The sequence below is a fragment of the Streptomyces aureoversilis genome (assembly GCF_042657885.1).
GTDB lineage: Bacteria > Actinomycetota > Actinomycetes > Streptomycetales > Streptomycetaceae > Streptomyces > Streptomyces aureoversilis.
In genome coordinates, this window is sequence record NZ_JBHSKJ010000004.1 from 324,099 (window position 1) to 343,612 (window position 19,514).

Annotated in this window: 12 protein-coding genes; 10 read left to right on the forward strand and 2 right to left on the reverse strand. The window is 73.2% G+C overall.

Annotated features, from left to right (window positions below):
• Nucleotides 1-191 precede the first annotated feature (191 nt).
• A complete protein-coding gene (locus tag ACFPP6_RS09280) occupies nucleotides 192-884 on the reverse strand; it encodes a DUF1707 SHOCT-like domain-containing protein (RefSeq protein ID WP_382038974.1) in 693 nt (230 codons plus the stop codon).
• Between the two features lie 68 nt (nucleotides 885-952).
• Entirely contained in the window at nucleotides 953-1,795 is an 843-nt protein-coding gene (locus ACFPP6_RS09285; RefSeq protein ID WP_382038976.1) for a helix-turn-helix transcriptional regulator, read from the reverse strand.
• 350 nt (nucleotides 1,796-2,145) lie between these two features.
• On the opposite strand from ACFPP6_RS09285, the gene ACFPP6_RS09290 reads away from it, so the two are divergent.
• The 10 genes from ACFPP6_RS09290 (at nucleotide 2,146) to ACFPP6_RS09335 (ending at nucleotide 19,463) form a co-directional block, all read left to right on the forward strand.
• Nucleotides 2,146-3,981: a BTAD domain-containing putative transcriptional regulator gene (locus ACFPP6_RS09290; protein ID WP_382038978.1), complete on the forward strand. Its 1,836-nt coding sequence runs from the start codon at nucleotides 2,146-2,148 to the stop codon at nucleotides 3,979-3,981.
• A gap of 103 nt (nucleotides 3,982-4,084) precedes the next feature.
• Entirely contained in the window at nucleotides 4,085-6,469 is a 2,385-nt protein-coding gene (locus ACFPP6_RS09295) for a TOMM precursor leader peptide-binding protein (protein WP_382038980.1), read from the forward strand.
• Complete coding sequence (locus ACFPP6_RS09300; RefSeq protein WP_382038982.1) at nucleotides 6,456-8,567, forward strand: TOMM precursor leader peptide-binding protein; 2,112 nt, start codon at nucleotides 6,456-6,458, stop codon at nucleotides 8,565-8,567. The genes ACFPP6_RS09295 and ACFPP6_RS09300 overlap by 14 nt, the downstream gene beginning before the upstream one ends.
• Before the next feature lie 116 nt (nucleotides 8,568-8,683).
• On the forward strand, nucleotides 8,684-10,327 hold the full coding sequence (locus ACFPP6_RS09305) for a nitroreductase family protein (protein WP_417801530.1): 1,644 nt from the start codon (nucleotides 8,684-8,686) through the stop codon (nucleotides 10,325-10,327).
• Nucleotides 10,328-10,342: 15 nt separating this feature from the next.
• On the forward strand, nucleotides 10,343-13,303 hold the full coding sequence (locus ACFPP6_RS09310) for a lantibiotic dehydratase (protein WP_382038986.1): 2,961 nt from the start codon (nucleotides 10,343-10,345) through the stop codon (nucleotides 13,301-13,303).
• Nucleotides 13,300-14,352, forward strand: coding sequence for a lantibiotic dehydratase C-terminal domain-containing protein (locus ACFPP6_RS09315; protein WP_382038988.1), 1,053 nt, complete (start codon nucleotides 13,300-13,302; stop codon nucleotides 14,350-14,352). The genes ACFPP6_RS09310 and ACFPP6_RS09315 overlap by 4 nt, the downstream gene beginning before the upstream one ends.
• Nucleotides 14,349-15,677 (forward strand): peptidase M50, encoded by a 1,329-nt coding sequence (locus tag ACFPP6_RS09320; protein WP_382038990.1) that lies wholly within the window; start codon nucleotides 14,349-14,351, stop codon nucleotides 15,675-15,677. The genes ACFPP6_RS09315 and ACFPP6_RS09320 overlap by 4 nt, the downstream gene beginning before the upstream one ends.
• 71 nt (nucleotides 15,678-15,748) lie before the next feature.
• The gene (locus ACFPP6_RS09325) at nucleotides 15,749-16,693 is read left to right on the forward strand and encodes an ABC transporter ATP-binding protein (protein WP_382038992.1); all 945 of its coding nucleotides are present in this window, start codon (nucleotides 15,749-15,751) and stop codon (nucleotides 16,691-16,693) included.
• Nucleotides 16,690-17,445 carry an ABC transporter permease gene (locus ACFPP6_RS09330; protein WP_382038993.1) on the forward strand — a complete coding sequence of 252 codons (756 nt, stop codon included), beginning with the start codon at nucleotides 16,690-16,692 and terminating at the stop codon, nucleotides 17,443-17,445. Before ACFPP6_RS09325 ends, ACFPP6_RS09330 begins: the two co-directional genes overlap by 4 nt.
• Nucleotides 17,442-19,463: a TOMM precursor leader peptide-binding protein gene (locus ACFPP6_RS09335; RefSeq protein ID WP_382038995.1), complete on the forward strand. Its 2,022-nt coding sequence runs from the start codon at nucleotides 17,442-17,444 to the stop codon at nucleotides 19,461-19,463. The genes ACFPP6_RS09330 and ACFPP6_RS09335 overlap by 4 nt, the downstream gene beginning before the upstream one ends.
• The last annotated feature ends 51 nt before the right edge of the window (nucleotides 19,464-19,514 follow it).

A 19,514-nucleotide genomic window follows, 5' to 3' on the forward strand; every position in this document is an offset into this window, starting at 1 on the left:
TCTCCCTTCGGGGCTTCAAAGACTTCCGGTGTTGTCGCGGGGAGCGGGAGCCACTCCCGGTCGTCCCCGTCACAATCCGCCGCTCATAGTCCCTGACAACAGGCCCCAACGAAAAGGGTTTTCACCAACAGGTCGGCCGACTCACGCCGGGGACACCATCGCGTGGGCCCTCGACGGAGGCGGGTGCTCCGTCAGCCGGTCAGCGGGGGTTGCCCGCCCGAACGAGGCTTGCGCCGGAGCCACTGCCCAGGCGTGCGTCGCGGATGGCGAGCCACGATGTCACCGCCGGTCGACCTGCCGGACAACACCACGCGCAGCCGTACCGGGCCCTCCTCCGGCCCGGGAAGCGGGTGGACCTTGATCTCACCGCGGCTGTAGGTGACGTCGTCGGCATCGACCACGATCCCCGGTCCGGTCACCAGGGTGAGATTTCCGCCGATGCGCAGATCGACCTCGATGTGGAGGACGTCGTGGGTGATCACGGCCTCGGTGAAGTCGAGCTTCAGGTCAGTGAACTTCAGCCGGATCTCCATCCGGCGTGGAACCAGCCAGCGACCGGTGCGCTTGCCTTCTCCGAAGCGCTGGTCTATCCGGATCACCTCGCGGGCCTGCGGCGGCATCCCCTCAAGGGGGAGATCAGCGGTCAGCACCGCGAGGTCGGAGGCGGTGCGTGCCGCCATCGCCGCTTCGACGCGCTCGTCCAGCTCGGCGATCGTCAACCGGCCGTCACCGGCCGCGACCCGGAGGATCTCCACGGCCTGGTCCCGGTCCCGGTGGGATACCCGCTGCTCGGACACATGACGACGGAGTGAAGAGTCAACTGTTCTGGAGAGATCGCCTGCCATGGCTCCAGTCTGCTGACGGATGCAGGGGACCGGCAACATCCGATCGAGGAAATGGGGGATTACCCCGACGGATCTCAGGGGGGCCGGTTCTCCGGCATGCGCGACCCTCAGTCCACCGTCGTCACGATGACGAACCGCACGTCCGGCTGCTCGGCCGGGACGAGGACGTGGCTGGTGACCTGGGTCTCCGCACCCCCGTGGCAGGGCAGGCGCAGGCGGAGGCGGTGGCCTCCGGGGTGTTCGACCACGGCGTGCTGCTCGGCCCAGATGCGGCGGCAGGTGCCGTTGGTGTCGAGGATCTCGTCGATCAGGGCCCGGATCTCCGCGTTCTTCGGGGCACCGTGACTGGCGACGCGGAGCATGGGGAGGTAGGTGCGGGCGCAGGTGTCCTCCCAGTCCAGGATCTGTTCGCGGGCCTCGGCCGAGGTCAGGGCCCAGCGCATGAGGTTGGGCCGGGGGCCGAGGGCGAAGGGGAACCACTCGGTCATGGGCGAGTTGGCGGCGAGGATGTTCCAGGCGGCGTCGGAGAGGTAGGCCGGGTGCGGGGCCTGGTGCTCCAGGAGGGCGACGGTGGCCGGGTCGGCGGTCGGCAGGCCGTCGTGCGTGCCGGAGACGGGCGGGCGGCGGCCCGAGACGCCGAGGAAGAGGGTGAGGGTCTCGGTCTCGCTCAGCTGCAGCGCCTCGGCGACCCGGAGCAGGAAGGCGTCCGAGAATTCGCGGGGTGCCCCGGTCTCCAGGGCGCGGTACCAGCCTTCGCTCACGCCGGTGAGTCTGGCCACGTCGGCCTGTGACATCCGCGTTCCGGACCGGTGTCCCCAGCGGCGCAGTTCGGGTATGCGTCGCCGGTCGACGCGTTCCCTCCAAGCGCGCAGCAGCCGGCTGACGGATTGGGCGTGCGGGGCGCACGTGACCGTCGCCGGGCGCTCGGGACGCTGGTCCTGATTTTCCATGGATTCACGGGCCTGTCTTGAAAACGATCATTGCTCTGCCCGTTTCTACCTGATCTGGGTGACGTTGACCAGCCCTTGTCATCCGCCTTTTCTTCGAGGCGAGTTCATTCCGCGTTTTCGCTTCCCGGCCGGTTCACGCCACGACCGCGCCCCGACCCCCGCCCGCACCACCACTGGAACTCACGACACTGCGAGTGGCGGATTACGTGATGCAGACTCTGGGAGCGAAGCAGGCGTCGCGGTGAGTGCGTCCCGTGGCGTCCGGTGCCGTCTGTCCGTATGCCCGTGTGTCCACGGTCCGTGTGTCCGGATTCTGGATACCTATAAGCCATCATTGGGGGTGTCAGAATATGCGCTTTCAGGTTCTCGGCCCGTTACGGATCGCCGACGGGCCCGAGGTGGTCGTCCTCCCGCCGTCCAAGCCCACGATTCTGCTCGCCTCTCTGCTCCTGCACCCGGACGCGGTGGTCCCGACGGACTTCCTGCGGCAGGCGATCTGGGGTGACGACGAACCGTCGTCCGCCAAGGCGGCCCTGCACACGTGCGTGCTGCGGCTGCGCAAGACCTTCATCAAGTACGGGATCGCCGAGGCGGTCATCGAGTCCGTGCCCGGCGGCTACCGGGTCGTGGTCGAGGACGGCGCCCTGGACCTGGTGCGCTTCCGGGAACTGCGGGCCGGTGCGCGGGCCGCGCAGGATCCCGAGGCCGAGTTGTACCTGCTCAGGGAGGCGCTCTCACTGTGGCAGGGCGCGCCGCTGTCCAACGTCCCCTCGGACTTCCTGCGCCGGGACGAGCTGCCGGGGCTCGTCGAGGAGCGGTTGTCGGTCGTCGAGCGGGCCTGCGACATCGAGCTGCTGCTGGGCCGCTGCGGCCAGGCCCTCGTGGAACTGCGGGCCGTTTCCCGGGCGCACCCCGGTCACGAGCGGTTCCGGGAACAGCTCATCGAGGCGCTCTACCGCAGTGGACGGAAGGCCGATGCCCTGGCCGAGTACCGCGAGGTCAAGCGGTATCTGCGTGAGGAACTCGGGGTGGACCCCGGCCCCGCGCTGCAGCGCCTGGAGCTGCGCATCCTGCGCGGTGATGTCCTGGGGTCCCCGCCCGGACCACCGCCAGGACCTCCGCCAACCGCCGCCCCCGCTCCCGCCGCAGTCACCCCACCGCCCCTTCCTCCGGCGTCCGGCCCTCCCCTCCCGCTGCCCTCTCCCCTCCCCATCACCGCCGTCTCCTCCTTCACCGGGCGGACGGCCGAGAGCACCGCGATCGCGGCCCGTCTCACCTCCGACCGCTCGGGCCCCGCGCTGGTGGTGGTGTCGGGTGCCCCAGGCATCGGCAAGACGGCACTCGCTCTGCACGTGGCCCAGCTCGTGGGTCACCACTTTCCCGACGGCCGGTTCGCGGTCCGCATGACGCGGACGGACGGCACGCCGCGCACGTCGGCGGAAGTCGCCGCCGAGCTGGAGGACATGGCGGCGGCGAGCGGCGCAGCAAGTGCCTGCGGTGCGGACCGCCGAGTGCTGCTGATCCTGGACGACGTGGCGGACCCCGCCCTCGTCCGGCCGCTGCTGCCGACCGGCACGGGCAGTGCCGCGGTCCTCACCAGCAGGCTCGGCCTGGCCGGGCTGGTGGCGGCGCACGGTGGCTGGGCCACGCGCCTGGACGCCCTCGCCGAGGACGAGTCGTGCCAACTGCTGTCGGCCGCCCTCGGGGACGTCCGGGCCGGGGCGGAGCCGGAGGCCGTCCGCGAACTGGCAGGCGCTTGCGGTCACTTTCCTCTCGCTCTGCGGATCGCGGCCGCCCGGCTTCTCACCCGCCCGCGCCTGGCCGTCGCCGACTGCGTGGCCTGGCTGCGCGAGGACCCGATGCGCCGGCTGTCCTTGCCCGACGATCCGCGGATGTCGGTGCCCCGGGTCCTGGGCGACGCCCTGCAGCGGCTGGATCCCCGCCTCGCGGACGCGTTCCTCCGCGTCGGCGGCGCCCCGCCGTCCCCGCTTTCGGTCGCCGGCGCCGCGCGCCTTCTGCGGATACCGCCGTTGCCTGCGGAGGAAATCCTGGAGCGGCTGGCGGACGCGGGCCTGCTCGAAGAGGAGGCTGCCGGTCACTTCCGCATGCACGAACTGCTCCGGACATTCGCCCGGTGCGCCACCGGATACCGGGACGACTCCCTCGCATTGCCGTCGCGGCAGTGAATTCGTCTCCGCACCTTTACGAGTCCACGAACCTTCACCTCCATCACGTTTCCGATTTCAACAATCAACGTCACGATTCCACGAGTCCATGAGGTGTGCACACATGCTGGAAGCCCACGAAGAGCGCGCAGAGCACGAAGAGCACGAAGAGCACAAGGAGTACGCAGCGATTGCCGGGACACGGCCCCGCATCCGCCGTGACGTCCTTTTCACCCGGACCCCGGACGGCGTGCTGTTCCACAACGCCCACGGCGGGTTCCACGTCAACTCCCCGTCCGCGTACCGCTTCGCCACCCTCCTCGTGCCGCACCTGAACGGGAAGCACCGGGTCGCGGACCTCTGCGAGGGGCTCGGTGACGGGCAGCGGGCCATGGTCGGCAGCCTGGTTAGCACGCTGTACGAGCGGGAGTTCGCCCGTGACACGCCCGCCCCCGGCATCTCGGCTCCTCCCGCGTTCCCCCCCGAGGTCGCGGAGCGCTTCGCGCCGCAGATCGCCTACGTCGACCACTACGCCGACGACGCGGAACGACGCTTCCACGACTTCCGTACGGCCCGGGTGGCCGTACTCGGCGACGATGCCGTCGCGGCCTGGTGCGCGCTCAGCCTGGTCCGCAACGGCATCGCCTCCGTCGGCCACCGAGCTGGTGCGGAAGAACGTTTCGCCCCCGCATACGAGGAGGCGGAGAGCCTCCGCGCCGCCGGATGCCCCGTCTCCCTGGAGCCGATCGAAGCGACGGGCTCCGCAGCGCGGCAAGCCGCCGACGGGACGGTGGCGGTGTCCTGGAGCGACCTCGCCGCGTACGACATCGTCGTCGTCACCGGCGGCACGGACGGCCCGCGCCCGCTCTTCCGCCTGCTCGAAGCAGGAGTGCCGGAGGGCAAGTCGCTCGTACCGGCGGCCATGTTCGGCAGCCGCGCGGTCGTCGGCCCGCTCATGACGCACGGGAGCACCGGCTGCTGGGCCTGTGCCGTGCTGCGCCTCGGCGCCCAGGGCGAAGCCGCGGCCGCGGCCGACCTGTGGAGCGGCATCTGCCTGCCCGCGGCAGGAGAGCCCCTCGCGCAGCAGCCCGGCCGCAGCCTCTCGGCGATGATCGGCAACCTCCTGGGCTACGAGGTCTTCCGGCTCGCCACGGGCGCGCTGCCCGCCGAGACGCGCGGGCAGGTGATCATCCAGGACACCGAGTCGTTCGACGTGGTCGCCGAGCCCCTGCTCGCGCACCCCCGCTGCCCGTTCTGCCGTACGACCGGCGCCGCGACGACCGGCCCGGCGCCGGCCGTCGCCCCGGTCGCCCTGCCGGACGTCCCCGCGCCGGCGACCGGCACCGACGCCCCCGCCATCGACTCGGACGCACTCCTCGCCGAACTCAACAGCCGCCGGATACTCGTCCGGCCGCACACGGGCGTCTTCGAGCGGTTCACGGACGAGCCGTGGACCCAGACCCCCCTCAAGGCCGGCACGGTGCGCCTGCCCCTGGGGCACGGGAGAAGCCGCGAGATCGCCGCGTTCGACCTGCACACCGTCGCCGGCGCCCGGCTCACGGCCCTGGACACCGCGGCCTGCGTCTACGCCGAGCACGTCGTGCCCCTGGGAGGCGTGCTCGGCGGGGACGCCGTCCGCCCCGACCGGGCACCCGGCAGTCCCCGCGTCCTCGGTCCCGAACTGCTCACCGTCGCCAGCGGCCTGCCCGCCCGCGCCGAAGACGTCACCGCCTGGGTACGCGCCTCCTCCCTCACGGGCGCGGGCCCGGCGCTCGTGCCCGCGGGCGCGGTCCGCACCTTCGGCCCGTACAACCACGACCGGCTCCACACCCCCACGTCCGCCGGCACCGGCGCCGGCCGTACGGCCGCCGAGGCCACGGCCCGGGGACTGCTCTCCGCGCTGTGCCACGACGCCCTGGAACGCACCCTGCGCCGTACCGGCGGGGCGGCCCTGATCGCCCCGGACGCCCACGGGGACGATCCGGAGCTCACCTTCCTGGTCAGCTCGGCCCGCAACCTCGGCATCGAGGAGTACGAGCTCCTCGACCTCGGCGAGGCGGAACGCTCCTCCGCCCACGTCCTGTTCGCCCGGGCACTCCTCCCCCACTCAGGCCAGTGGGCCTGGGCGGTGGCAGGCGCCACGGACCGGCGGCAGGCCGCGGCGGCGGCCCTGCGCGACCTGCTGGGACAGGAACAGCTCGGCCGCGAACTCGCCGGATCCGACCGCAGTGGCGGCCTCCCCTCCGTCGACCTGGGCGATCCGCTGCTGGGCGATCTCGCCCCCGAGACCCTCACCACCATGGGAACGAGCGCCGGCCGCCTGGACGCCTCCGATGCCACGACGTACGCCGCGGTGCTGGACAGGCTGCGTGCCGCAGGACGTGACGCGCTCGTCGTGCCCACCGGCTCGGCCGACCTGCTCGCGGGCGGCATCAGCACGGTCCGCGTGCTGCTCACGCGCGACGGCTCCGCCGGGAACGCTCCCGAGGGCTCCGATGACTCCCACTGACAGCGGCACCGCCCGCTACCCCGGCGTCGCCCGCCCGGACCTTCCCGGCACCACCCGCGTCCCCGGCACCGTCCGCCCTTCCGGCGCCGCCCACGACCCCGGCCTCGCCGCCGACGGCACCGGCCTCTCCCCCGCCCCGCCCGAGTGGGAACACGCCTGCCGCGACATCGCCGCGCTCCTGCGCGCATCACCCGCGGGTACGGGCACCCCGACCGAAGTGGCACCGCTGGGTGTACGCGACGAACTGGCCCAGGAGGCCCTCCCCCAGGGTGACCTCGCGCCGCGCGTCCACCTCTACGGGCACCACGCGCTCGTCGGCCCCTTCCCCCGGCCGGACGGCACGCGCCCTGGCGACGGCGGCGTTCCCTGCCCCCGCTGCCTGGCCCGCCGCTGGCAGTCCGTGCGCGGCCGGGCCCTGCGCGACGCACTGGAGCTGGGGTCGGACACGCGGGCGGCCGGGCGGCCTCCTTACGCCGTACCGTTCCTGACGGACGCGTTGGCCGCGCTGACAGCCGCCCGTACCGCCGTCAGCACCTCACACGGCCCCGCCACAAACCCCACCGCAGATACCGCCGCAAACCCCGCCGACGAAGGCGGCCCCTTCGCCACCGTCCACCTCCTCGACCTCGAAACCCTGCGCGTCAGCAGCCACTTGCTCGTCCCGGACGCGGAGTGCCCCGACTGCGGACGCCGGGTCCCCGACAGCGCGGAGGCCGCGGAGCTCACCCTGCAACCGGCGCCCAAGCACCGGCCCGGCTCGTTCCGGGTGCGGGCGGTCTCGCAGTACGAGCTGCCGGTGACGGCGTTCGCCGGTCCGGTGTGCGGGGCGCTCGGCCCCGGTGTCGTGCACGACGTCACCTCGGCGTCGACATCGGCCACGATCGGCTGCTTCGAGCTGCGCTCGGGCGAGTACCTGCGCGAGACGTTCTGGGGCGGCCACGCCGACTCCTACGCCGACAGCGAGCGCATCGGCGTCCTGGAGGGCCTCGAACGCGCGGCGGGCATGCGGGCCCGCGGCCGGTCCCCGCAGGTGCGGGCGTCCCTCGCCGCCCTCGGTGGCGACGCGCTCGACCCGCGCGCGTGCGGCCTGTACGCGGAGGAGTTCCACCGGGCCAACCCGCGCGTGGTGCCGTTCTCCCCCGACCGGGAGATCCCCTGGGTGTGGGGCTACTCCCTGCGGGACCACCGGCCACTGCTCGTACCGGAGATCCTCACCTACTACAGCACGCCCGGCCTGGAGAACCGGTTCGTCCAGGAGAGCTCCAACGGCTGCGCCTCGGGCGGCTCCGTGGAGGAGGCCGTCTACCACGGGCTGATGGAGGTGATCGAGCGGGACGCCTTCCTGCTCGCCTGGTACGGGCGGGCCGCGCTGCCCGAGATCGACCCGCGGACGAGCACGGACCCGCGGACGCGGCAGATGGTCGACCGGCTGGCGATGTACGGCTACGAGGCGCGGTTCTTCGACACCCGGGTCACCTTCCCGGTGCCGGTGGTGACCGCGGTGGCGGTCCGCACCGACGGGGGCACCGGCACGCTGTGCTTCGGCGCGGGAGCCGGCCTCGACCCGGAGGCCGCGCTGGCCGGCGGGCTGTGCGAAATCGCGACCGACGCGGTGAACATCCGGGGCCGGGCCGAGCGCGACGGCGAACGGCTGCGCGCCATGGCGGCGGACTTCGACAAGGTGCTGGCCCTGCACGACCATCCGCTGGTCTACGGCCTCCCGGAGATGGCCCCGCACGCCTCGTTCCTGCTCGGCCACCGCGGGCCGAAGCTGCCCATGACGGAGCTGTACGCACCGGGCGAGCGCATGCTGCCCGTCGCGGACGACCTCCGGGACGACGTCGAACGGTGCGTGGCCGCAGTGACGGGCGCGGGCTTCGACGTGATCGTCGTCGATCAGACCCTGCCCGAGCAGCGCGACCTGGGTCTGCACACGGTCTGCGTGTTCGTGCCCGGTCTGCTGCCGATCGACTTCGGCTGGCAGCGGCAGCGGGCGCTGCGGATGCCGCGGATGCTGACGGCGCTGCATGCGGCCGGTCTGCGCGAGCGCGAGCTACGGGCGGACGAGCTCAACCCGGCTCCGCATCCGTTCCCTTGATCGCTCCCTTCCCCCTCCAGTTGCCGAACCGAACACGTCACGACGTCACGTAAGGAGAACCAGTGGGTTTCGCCCATGAATACGCGACTGCGATCATGCATCGCGGCAGGATCCCCATGGAGCCCGTCGGATTCGCTCCCGACTGGTCGGACCGGCCGCGCAAAGGGAAGTTCTACACGGGCGCGGAGTCCTTCCCGCTGCCGGACGGCGACGACGCAGCGCCCGGGCCCGCGGCCACCGTGCAGGAAGGGGTGTTCGGCAACGCCGACCCCAAGGAGAGGTGCTTCTCCCTGCCGCTGCTGGGCGGGATGCTGCTCGACTCGTACGGCCGCACCGGGCGCCGGCTGGGCGTCCAGGCCAACACCGACCTGCCGTCCCTGCCCCTCTACACCGACGCCAACTGGTCGCGGGGAACGGCCTCGGGCGGCGGCCTCTACCCGGCGACGGTCTACTGGGTGAACGGACCCGGCGGGCCCCTGGCGCCTGGGGTCCACCACTACTCCACGACGCACCACGCCATGCAGCGGCTGCTGACCGGCGACGTCTCGGCGGAGGTGCGCGAGGCCGCCGGCCTGGGACCGGGCCCCTGCCCGGACATGACGACCGACCAGTTCCTGGTGCTGGGCGTCAAGTTCTGGCAGAACGCCTTCAAGTACAACAGCTTCTGCATGCACGCGGTCAGCATGGACGTCGGCGCCCTGCTGCAGACCTGGCGGATGTGGGCACGCGCCCGGGGCCTGCGCATCGAGCCCGCCCTGTGGTTCGACGAGGAGCGCATCGCCCGGCTGCTCGGACTCGACGTCCTGGACGAGGGCGTTTTCGCGGTGGTCCCGCTCACCTGGGAACGCACGGCACCCCCGTCCACGGGGCACACCGCCGGACCCGCGGCCCGGGTGCGCCGCACCGAGAGCGAGCGCTCCCGCCGCGTGATCCCCTTCGAGACCGTCCGGCGGATCCAGGCAGCGACCCTCGAGAAGGCCACCGCCCGCCCGGAGCCCGGGGCGCTCGTTCCGGCGGCCGTTTCCCCGGAGCCGCCGAGCAGCGCGCCGGGGGCGGCCCTCGTGGCCCTGCCGGAGCCCGCGCCGCTGGGCCTGGGCGTGCGGGAGGCGCTGCGCCGGCGGCGCAGCAGCTTCGGCCGGTTCGACGCCCGGCGGGCGCTCGCCGCCGATCAGCTGGCCGCGACGCTGGCGGCCGCCGCATCGGCGTCCGTCGGCGGCGACGCGACCGGGCGGGAGGGGCTGTTCGGGCAGGACGGTCCGGACGGGCAGGACGGGCAGGACGGACACGTCAGGCACGTCAGGCAGGACACACCTCGGCTCACCCGGCTGTACGTCTTCGTCAACCACGTCGAGGGGATCGCTCCCGGCGCGTACGCCTACGAGCCGGGCAGCGCGCACGGGCTGCGGCTGGTCAAGGCGGGGCCGCCGGGCGACTTCCTCCAGCGGAACTACTTCCTGTCCAACTACAACCTGGAACAGGCCGCGGCCGTCGTCGTGCCCGCCGTGCGCACCGCCGCCGTGCTCGACGCGGTCGGCGACCGCGGCTACCGGCTGGTCAACGCCACGGTCGGGGCGGTCGCGCAGACCTTCTACACCGCGGCGACCGCGCTCGGTGTGGGCAGCGGGGTCGCGCTGGGCTTCGACACCGTGTCGTTCGTCGAGGAGCTGGAGCTCGCGGAGAGCGGCGAGGCACCGCTGCTGATCATGCTCGTCGGCCACGAACGCCCCGGCTCCGCCGACTTCCGCTACGAGATCGCCTGAGTGCGCGGGGACACCATGACCGACACGACATCTTCCCCGGCCCACAGGATCGGGGCCGGATCCGGGACCGGGACCGGGGCCGAGGCCGGGGCCGGCCACTGGTCGCTGAGCCCGTACTTCATGCTGCGGGTGGCCGGGCTGCCCGTCGAGTCCGTACAGGCCCTGCGCTGCCCGGCCACCGTGCGCTGGGCGGAGCGCGTACTCCGCGAGGAGGAGCGGCTGCGCTCGCGCGGAGCCGCGCTCAGCGACCGCCTGCACCCTCTGGTCAAGGCGGCGGAGGACGACGGGGCCCGGCGGCTGCTGCTGCGGCTGCGGCGGGACGTGTTCAACGGCAGGCTGCCCGGCGCGCCCGAGCGGGCACTCGCCCTGCTCGCCGCCGCCGACACGGGGGCCGCCGAGGATGCGGCGCGCTGGGTGCGCGACCGGCGGGCGCTGGACGGGTTGCTCACCGAGGGCGCCCCGCTCCTGGCCGCGGAAACCACCCGCACCCGCACCGCACTGCGCGGCCTGCTCGCCGAGGAACGGCTGCGGCTGGGCCTGCTGCTGGCATCGCCCGAGCTGGAGGAGCGGCTGGACGCGTACATCGGCGCGGACCCGGGACGCCGCCCGGACAAGCGGCTGCGCAAGGCCGAGCGCTCCGCCCTCGCCTACCTCTACCGCACGGCCTGCAAGACCAGCCCGTTCAGTACCTTCACCGCCGTCGCCCTCGGCCGCTTCACCGAGGGCACCGACGGCGGCGAAGGCACCGACGGCGGCAGAAGCGCGGAGGGCGGCGAGGGCACGGAGGGCGCCCCCGGCGTCGTCCGCGTTCCGGAAGAGTGGACCGGCCACCCCCGGCTGAACGTGGTGGTCCTGGCCCGGCTCGCCGAGCTCGTAGCCGCCGACCCCGGGCGGCGCGGCGACCTCCCCGTCACCCTGTCCTCCGGATGGAGGCACGACGAGGACCGGATCCGCTACGTCCGCCGCTCGGTGACCGCGGGCGACGACGGCGCGGCGGTCACCTTCGACGCCGCCCGCGACCGGCTGTTCTTCCTCCGCCGCAGCGGCACGCTGGAGAAGCTGCTGGCGCTGTTCGGCGAGCGGCCGCAGCTGCGCTACGGGGACCTCGCGCGCTGGCTGGCCGAGGAGCGGGGCGCCGGCCCGGACGAGTGCGAACGCTATCTGACGGCCCTGCTGGACCTGGGCATGGTGCAGATCCCGTGCCTGCGCACCGACGTCCACGACGCCGACCCGCTGCGCGCCTTCCGCGACGCCCTGCGCGCCCTGGACAGGCCGTGGGCGGCACGGCTCGCGGAGGGACTGGAGCGGCCGGTCGACTGCGTCGGCCGCTACGCCGCCGCCGGGCCGAAGCTGCGCCGGGAGCTGCTGTCCGAGCTGCGGCAGTCCCTCACCGGCATCCAGCGCGAACTCGGGGCGGCGGAGCCGACGCTGCCGCGGACCCTGCTGTACGAGGACGTACGGGCGGCCGGGAGCGGCAACGAGGACGGGGACACCGGCGTCGTCTGCGACCTGCGGCCCTGGAGCAACACGGTCACGGCCGCGGGCGAAGGCCCTCTGGAGACCCTGCGTTCGCTCGAACGCATCCTGCCCGCCTTCGACCTGACCCTGCCGCAGCGCATCACGCTCAAGGGCTTCTTCGTCGCGCGGTACGGCAAGGGCGGCCGCTGCGAGGACCTCCTGAAGCTCGTGCACGACTTCCACGAGGACTTCTACGACCAGTACCTGACGTTCACCGCTCGCCGTACGCCCTTCGACGCGCAGGGCGACTACGTCCCCGAGCCGAACTGGCTGGGCCTGCCCGGCATCACGGCCGTGGACGCGGCCCGCCGGGAGTGGACGTCCCGGATGCGCCGCCTCTGGGACACCGCGCGGGGCGCCGAGGAGATCCGCGTGCATCCCGAGACGGTCGAGGCCGTCGCCGGGCGGCTCGCCGGCGTCGCGCCGCGCTTCGCGCCGCAGAGCCACTTCCTGCAGCTGGTGCGCCGCGACGGCGAACCTCTGGCGGTACTCAACCAGTCCTACGGCGGGTTCGCCTTCCCCTTCAGCCGCTTCACCCACTGCTTCGACGGCGCGGGCGGCGAAGCAGTGGGTGAAGGCGGCGAGAACGGTGGTGTCGGTGGTGAGGCGCTCTCCGCCCGGATCCGGCGCACCGCGGCCGGCACACCCCCCGAGGGCAGCGTCTTCGCCGAGATCACCGGCGGGGCCGTCACCAGCAACCTCAATCTGCACGGGCGCCTGACGGACTACCGCATCGTCTGCCCGGGCGAGGACGGCGGCGTGCCGGAGGAGGGCCGGATCGCTCTCGACGACCTGTACGTGGAGCACGACGTACGGGCCGACCGCCTGGTGTTGCGCTCCCGGCGGCTGGACCGCGAGGTCGTCCCCGTCTACCTCGGTTATCTCGTCCCTCTGGCGCTCCCCGAGATTCCCCGCACTCTGCTGCTCCTGTCCCCCACGTCCATGGCACCGCTCGACGTGTGGGGCGGCGTGCCGGAGGGCGAATCCGACGACGGCGTGACGTCCCGGCCGCGGGTGCGCTGCGGCGGTCTCGTCCTCAGCCGTCGCAGCTGGACCGCCCCCGCCGCCGCGCTGCCCGCCCCCGGCGGACCCGGCGGGAGCGGCATGGGCGGCGGGAGCGGCGGGAGCGGCGACGCTGCCCTGTTCCTGCAGTGGCAGCGGTGGCGCGTGCGGCACGGACTGCCGCGTCGCGTCTTCGCCACCGTCACCCCGGCCGCGGCCGTCCTTGGGGCGGACCGGGCGAAGCCTCAGTACGTCGACTTCGACAGCCTGCTGTCCCTCACCGCCCTGGAGGGCCTGCTCAAGGACCCGGCCGACCGGGTCGTGCTCCGCGAGGCCCTGCCCGGTGAGGACGAGCTGCACGCCGTCTCCGCACGCGGCACCCATATGGCCGAGCTGGCCGTCGAAACCCTCCGCACGCCCCGTCACGACCGCGAAGGAACCGGTGCGCCGACATGACCGAACCCGCCCTCGCCACGCCCGGCGCCTGGCAGGCCCTGCACATCCACTACGCCGCCAACCCCCAGCCCCTGATGACCCGGTGCATCGGCCCGCTCCTTGCGGAGCTCACCGCCGAAGGCCTGCTGGCGGGTCACTTCTTCATCAACTACTGGCTGGAGGGTCCGCACGTCCGGCTGCGGCTCAAGCCCTCGTCCGAGGCCGTCGCACACGAGGTCGCCGGGCGCGCCGAGCAGGCCGTCGCCGCCTTCCTGCGGGAGCGGCCCGCGCTCTACGAGGTGGACTCCTCGGGCTTCCTCAACGAGTTCTACAACACCCTCTTCGAGCTGGAGTTCCCCGAGGACGAGCGCGGCGGCTTCCTCGACGCCGACGGGCGGATGCGGCTGCGGCCGAACAACACCGTCAGCCGGGAGCCGTACGAGCCCGAGTACGGCAAGTACGGCGGCCCGGCGGGCGTGGAGCTCGCGGAGTGGCACTTCCGGCACTCCAGCGACCTGGTCATCGAGGCCGTCCGCACCATGAACCTCCATCTGCGGACCGTCCGCCTGGGCACGTCCGCCCAGCTGATGATGGTGATGGCCGGTACGTTCCTGCCCGGCCGGGAGGAGCTCGCGGAGTACCTGGACCGCTATCACGTGTTCTGGCAGAAGGCTTTCTCCGGGACGAACTTCATCGGCTCGGACGAGTACGACCGCGCCTACGCCACCATGGGACCGGAGCTGGCGCGGCGCTTCGACGCCGTCCTCGGCGCCCTGGCCGGAGGAGGCGCCGCGGGCCTCACCGAGCTCCCCCGCTTCCTGCGCGGCTGGGCCGAGCACTGTGCCGAGCTGCGCGACCGGGCCACCGCGCTGGCCGTCCGTGGCGACCTCGTCTTCCGTTCGTGGGACGGCACGGCCGACGAGCAGGTCACCGACCCGGCGGTCGCCCTGCCCCTGCTGCTGTCGCCGTACATGCACATGACCAACAACCGGCTGCACGTGACCATCCGCGACGAGGCGTACCTGTCGTACGTCCTCGGGCGCGCCTTGCGCGAGGCGGACCCCCGATGACTCCGCAGACGTCTCCCTCGACGCCTCCCCCGGCGCGCCAGGGGCTGCTGGAACAGCGGCCCGCCCTGCGCCCGGAGATCCTGCGCAGCTCGGCGCTACGGCGCGGACCGGCAGTCGTCCACCTGGTGAAGGATCCGCGCAGCGGGCAGTCCTTCGAGGTCGGGGTCAAGGAGCACTTCCTGATGTCCCGCCTGGACGGCTCCCGCACGCTCGGTGAGGTCGGCGAGGAGTACGCGGCGCGCTTCGGGCGGCGGCTGGGCGAGGCCCACTGGCAGCAGCTGCTGAAGCTGCTGTGGGAGCGGCGGCTGCTGAACGGGGCCGGGAGTGCCGAATCTGCCGGGAACGGCGGGGGCGCCGGGTCCTCCGGGCCCGCTGTCTCCGGGCAGCCGGCCGGGGCCGCGCCGCGCAAGCCGGTCACCGGCACCCTCCTCAAGGGCACGCTGCGGCTGGCCGCGGATGCCACGGCCACCACCGACCGGCTGTACAGGGCCGTCGGCTTCGCACTGGCGCCGGTGGTCGTGGTGCCCGTCCTGCTGCTGGTGCTCGGCATGGAGACGTACATCGCCGTGCACGCAGGGGCGTTCCTGGACGACACCGTGCTCCTGTTCCGGCAGCCGGGGGCGCTGCTCGCCGCGTTCACCCTGTTGTGGGCGAGCACGGCCCTGCACGAGCTGGCCCACGGGGTCGTCGCCCGGCACTTCGGCGGGACCGTCGGCGAGATCGGGCTGCGCTGGCACCTGCCCATGGTCTTCATGTACTGCACCGTCGAGAACTACCCCTACCTGCCCACGCGCCGGGCACGGGTCGCCACCGCTGCCGCCGGAACGGTCATGAACCTGGCCTTCCTGCTGCCCTTCTGGCTGTTGTGGTCCCTCCTGCCCGGCGGCGACGCGTCCCGCGGCCCGCTGGCCGGCCTGCTGTTCACCGGCTCGGTGCTGGCACTCACCAATCTGGTGCCGCTGCCGCCGCTGGACGGCTACAAGATGCTCGGCCACGCCCTGGGGATGGCCGACTACGCGACCGAGAGCCGCCGCTTCCTGCGGCTGCTGGGCGCGCGGGCCGTACGGCGGGGCGACGGCGTCGCCGCCTACCCGCGGGCGGCCCGGATCGCGTACACCGCCTACGGCCTGGGGGCGGTGCTCCTCGTCGGCGGCAGCGGGGCGGGCCTCGTCCTGCTGTGCCACCACCTGGCCGGGGACCGCTACGGCGCGTGGGCCGCCGCCGTACCGGCCCTGCTGGTCGCCGCGCTGGTGGCCGTGACGGGGCCGTGGGCCCGGCGGGGCGACCGGCACACGCCGACTTCATCCACACCACCTGACGCATAACGCGTGACGCGCAGCAGGTAACACGCAAGACCTGACACGCGACACACCCCCGCAAGAAGAACTGAGGAACGATGACAGACACGAAGCCGTCCGCACGCGCGGCGGCCCCCGCCCTGGTACTGGACGGCGTACGCAAGCGCTACGGCGACAAACAGGCCGTGGACGGGATCTCCCTGACCGTGGAGCGCGGCGAGTTCTTCGGCGTGCTCGGACCGAACGGCGCGGGCAAGACCACGCTCGTGGAGATCATGGAGGGGCTGCGCAAGGCCGACGCGGGCAGCGTCTCGGTCCTGGGCGCCTCCCCCTGGCCCCGGAACCTCGCCCTGCTGCCGCGCATGGGCGTGCAGACCCAGACCTCGGCCTTCTTCACCCGGCTGACGGCACGTGAACACCTGGCGACCGTCGCGGCCCTCTACGGCTCCGACCCCGCCGGAGTCGACCGCACCCTGGCCCTCGTCGGACTGGCCGAGCAGGGCGACGTGCGCGTCGACGTCCTCTCCGGAGGGCAGCGGCAGCGGCTCGCCATCGCCTCCGCGCTCGTCCACGGCCCGGAACTGATCTTCCTCGACGAGCCGACCGCGGCCCTCGACCCGCAGGCGCGCCGCGCCCTGTGGCAGGTGCTGCGCGCGCTCAAGAGCGAGGGACGCACGATCGTCTACACGACCCATCACCTGGACGAGGCCGAGGCGCTGTGCGACCGCGTGGCCATCGTCGTCGCGGGACGGGTGGTGGCGCTCGACAGCCCGGACCGGCTGGTCGGCGCCGCGCAGGCGCCGACCCGGCTGCTGGTGCCGGCGGACCGGATCACCGTGGAGCGGGCGCAGGCCTTCGAGGGCGCCGAACGCGTCACCGCCGAGGGCGGCTCGGTCGTCATCGAAACCCGGTCGGCGGGACCTCTGCTGGCCGCCCTCGGCGCGGACGTCGGCCTCGACGGCATCCGCACCCGCACCGCCACCCTCGAAGACGTCTACCTGGAGCTCACGGGCGAGCTCACCGGAACGGAGCAGCACGCATGAGCGCCTACACCGCACTGACCGGGGCGAGTTACCGGGCCGCCGTCCGCGACCGGACCACCGTCTTCTTCACCTTCGCCTTCCCCCTGATCTTCCTCGTCGTCTTCGGGCTGATCTTCCGCGGCAAGACGGTGGAGCAGAGCGGGCGCGGCTACATCGACTACATCGCCCCCGGCGTCCTGTCGTGGGGCGTGGGCAACGCGGCCGTCTTCGGAGTGGCGTTCACGCTGATGCAGTGGCGCCGCGACGACCTGCTGCGGCTGATCCGGCTGACGCCCACCCCGCTCGGCTCGGTGCTCGCCTCGCGGTACGTCATCGCCCTGGCCATCGGGGCCGTGCAGGCCTTGCTGTTCATCGGCGTGGCCCTGCTGCCGGTCTTCGGGCTGCACGTGGACGCCACGTGGCCGTGGGCCGTGCCGGTCCTGGTGAGCGGCATCACCGCGTTCCTCGCGATCGGCATGGTGATCGGCTCGCGGGCCGACACCCCGGAAGCCGTGGCGGCCGTGGCCAACTGCGTCATGGTGCCGATGGCGTTCCTGTCCGGGGCGTTCTACCCCCTGGACGCGATGCCCTCCTGGCTGCAGACCGCGGCCAAAGTGCTGCCGCTGCACTATCTCAACGACGGCATATCGCGGGCGGTCTCCGGGCGCGCCGACCTCGCCTCCACCGCCGTGGCCTGCGGAGGGCTGGCTCTCTTCGCGCTGGTCTTCGGCGGGATCGCGGTGAAGACCTTCCGCTGGAGCAACGCGTCATGAGCACCGCCGCCACGACCACGACTACCGCCACAACCACGACCACGACTGCGACCACCACAACTGCGCCGGCCACCGGCCCCATGGCCGCGGCGAGCCGGCGGCTCCAGCAGGCCCTCTCCGAACGGTTCCGGTCCTCGGGGCTGCAGGCTCCCGGCCGTCAGGCGCCTCTCGTCGTCCCGGTGGGCGCGGCCGACGCCTTCCGGCCCGCTGCGGACCCGTACGGCGCACTGCGCCCCCGCGCCACCGTGCACCTGACCGCGCAAGCGGCGCTGATCGGCCCCTGGGGCGCGCAGGAGGATGCCCCTGCGGCGTGCGGCGGTTGTCTCGCGCGGCGCTGGCAGCGGCTGCGCTCACGCTCCGAGCGGGACGCGCTCGAAGTGGGCACGGACATGACCGGGGCGGGCCCGTGGCCCGTACTGCCCGACCACGCCGTGGACGCGATCTGGAGCGTGTACGAAGCGGTCCTGCTCTCCGGGCGCCCGGCCGGGGCAGGCCGGCCGGACGGCGAGTGGCACACGCCCGCGGACCTCCCGCTGCCCCAGGTCACGCGCGTCGACCTGGCCACCTTGCGGGTGACGACGCTGCCACTGCTCGGCGATCCGCTGTGCCCCGCGTGCGGCCCCCTTCCGGGCCCGTACGCCCCGCCGCGGCTCGTCGCGCGGCCGAAGCCCGGACCCGGCGCGTCCCGGCTGCGGCCGGCCGGCTCGTACCCGCTGCCGCAAGGAGCCCTGGCCAACCCCGTGTGCGGCGCGCTCGGCGAGGGGACCTGGCTCAACGTCGCCTCCCCCACGACCTCCCCGGTGGCGGGGAGCGTCTTCGTCCGGACGTACGCGGGCCTGTCCGACGTCACCTGGAGCGGCCAGGCCAACTCCTTCGCCGCCAGCCGGACCCTGGCGTACCTGGAGGGGCTCGAACGGTACGCGGGCATCCACCGCCGCCACCGGGGCGAACCGCTCGTCGCCGCCTACGACGACGTGCGGGACGAGGCCGTCGACCCGCGCACCTGCGGCACGTACGCGCCCGAGGTCTACCGCACCGACCCGATGCTCGCGCCATTCGACCCCGCACGGCCCATCCCCTGGGTGCAGGGGTACTCCCTGGGCGACAACCGCACGGTCCTGGTGCCCCAGCGGGCGGTCCACTACGGCGCCGGCCGCGACAGCGACAACTTCGTCTTCGAGAGCTCCAACGGCTGCGCCACCGGCAGCTGCCTGGAGGAGGCCGTCCTGTTCGGGCTGCTGGAACTCGTCGAACGGGACGCGTTCCTGCTCGGCTGGTACGGGCGGGCCCGGCTCGCCGGCATCGACCTGGCGTCGTGCCGCGGCGGCGCGGTGCGGGCCATGGCCGACCGTGCGGCGCTCCAGGGCTACGACGTCCACGCCTTCGACAACCGCGTCGACCTGGCCGTGCCCGTGGTGACCGCCGTGGCCGTACGCCGTGACGGCGGGCCCGGCACGCTCTCCTTCGCTGCGGGCGCCCGGCTGGACCCTGAGGAGGCGGTGGAAGCGGCGCTGTCCGAGGTGCTCACGTACCTGCCGCATTTGGACCGGCAGGTGGCCGAGCACCGGCCCGCGCTGGAGGCCATGGCCGACGACTTCTCCCTGGTGCGGGAACTCACCCACCACGCCCGGCTGTACGGCCTGCCGCGGATGGCGCAGCACGCGCGCGAGTACCTGGAGCCGGAGTCCGTCCGGCCGCTGGCAGAGCTCTACGGGGACTGGCAGCGGCAGCGGCCCGCCACGGGCGATCTCCTGGACGATCTGCTGTTGTGCCGCGACGAGCTGACGGGCGCCGGCTTCGACGTGATCGTCGTCGACCAGACCTCCCCGGAGCAGGAGCGGATGGGGCTGTGCACCGTCTCGACGGTGGTGCCCGGGCTGGTGCCCATCGACTTCGGCTGGGGCCGGCAGCGGGTCCTGGGCATGGACCGGCTGCGGACGGCCTTCCGGCGTGCGGGGTGGCGGTCGACGGACCTGCGGGAGGAGGAGATCAGGCGGGTGCCGCACCCGTTCCCGTGAGCGTCGTCCCTGAAGATGACGCGCCGGAAGCCCTCGGCCGGGGCGGGGACG

Bases quoted from the DNA above. Each gene is read 5' to 3' on its own strand.
- ACFPP6_RS09285 (WP_382038976.1), bottom strand. From the start codon at position 1,795: ATGGAAAATCAGGACCAGCGTCCCGAGCGCCCGGCGACGGTCACGTGC.
- ACFPP6_RS09330 (WP_382038993.1), top strand. From the start codon at position 16,690: ATGAGCGCCTACACCGCACTGACCGGGGCGAGTTACCGGGCCGCCGTC.
- ACFPP6_RS09320 (WP_382038990.1), top strand. From the start codon at position 14,349: ATGACTCCGCAGACGTCTCCCTCGACGCCTCCCCCGGCGCGCCAGGGG.
- ACFPP6_RS09325 (WP_382038992.1), top strand. From the start codon at position 15,749: ATGACAGACACGAAGCCGTCCGCACGCGCGGCGGCCCCCGCCCTGGTA.
- ACFPP6_RS09295 (WP_382038980.1), top strand. From the start codon at position 4,085: ATGCTGGAAGCCCACGAAGAGCGCGCAGAGCACGAAGAGCACGAAGAG.
- ACFPP6_RS09315 (WP_382038988.1), top strand. From the start codon at position 13,300: ATGACCGAACCCGCCCTCGCCACGCCCGGCGCCTGGCAGGCCCTGCAC.
- ACFPP6_RS09290 (WP_382038978.1), top strand. From the start codon at position 2,146: ATGCGCTTTCAGGTTCTCGGCCCGTTACGGATCGCCGACGGGCCCGAG.
- ACFPP6_RS09300 (WP_382038982.1), top strand. From the start codon at position 6,456: ATGACTCCCACTGACAGCGGCACCGCCCGCTACCCCGGCGTCGCCCGC.
- ACFPP6_RS09305 (WP_417801530.1), top strand. From the start codon at position 8,684: ATGGAGCCCGTCGGATTCGCTCCCGACTGGTCGGACCGGCCGCGCAAA.
- ACFPP6_RS09280 (WP_382038974.1), bottom strand. From the start codon at position 884: ATGTTGCCGGTCCCCTGCATCCGTCAGCAGACTGGAGCCATGGCAGGC.
- ACFPP6_RS09335 (WP_382038995.1), top strand. From the start codon at position 17,442: ATGAGCACCGCCGCCACGACCACGACTACCGCCACAACCACGACCACG.
- ACFPP6_RS09310 (WP_382038986.1), top strand. From the start codon at position 10,343: ATGACCGACACGACATCTTCCCCGGCCCACAGGATCGGGGCCGGATCC.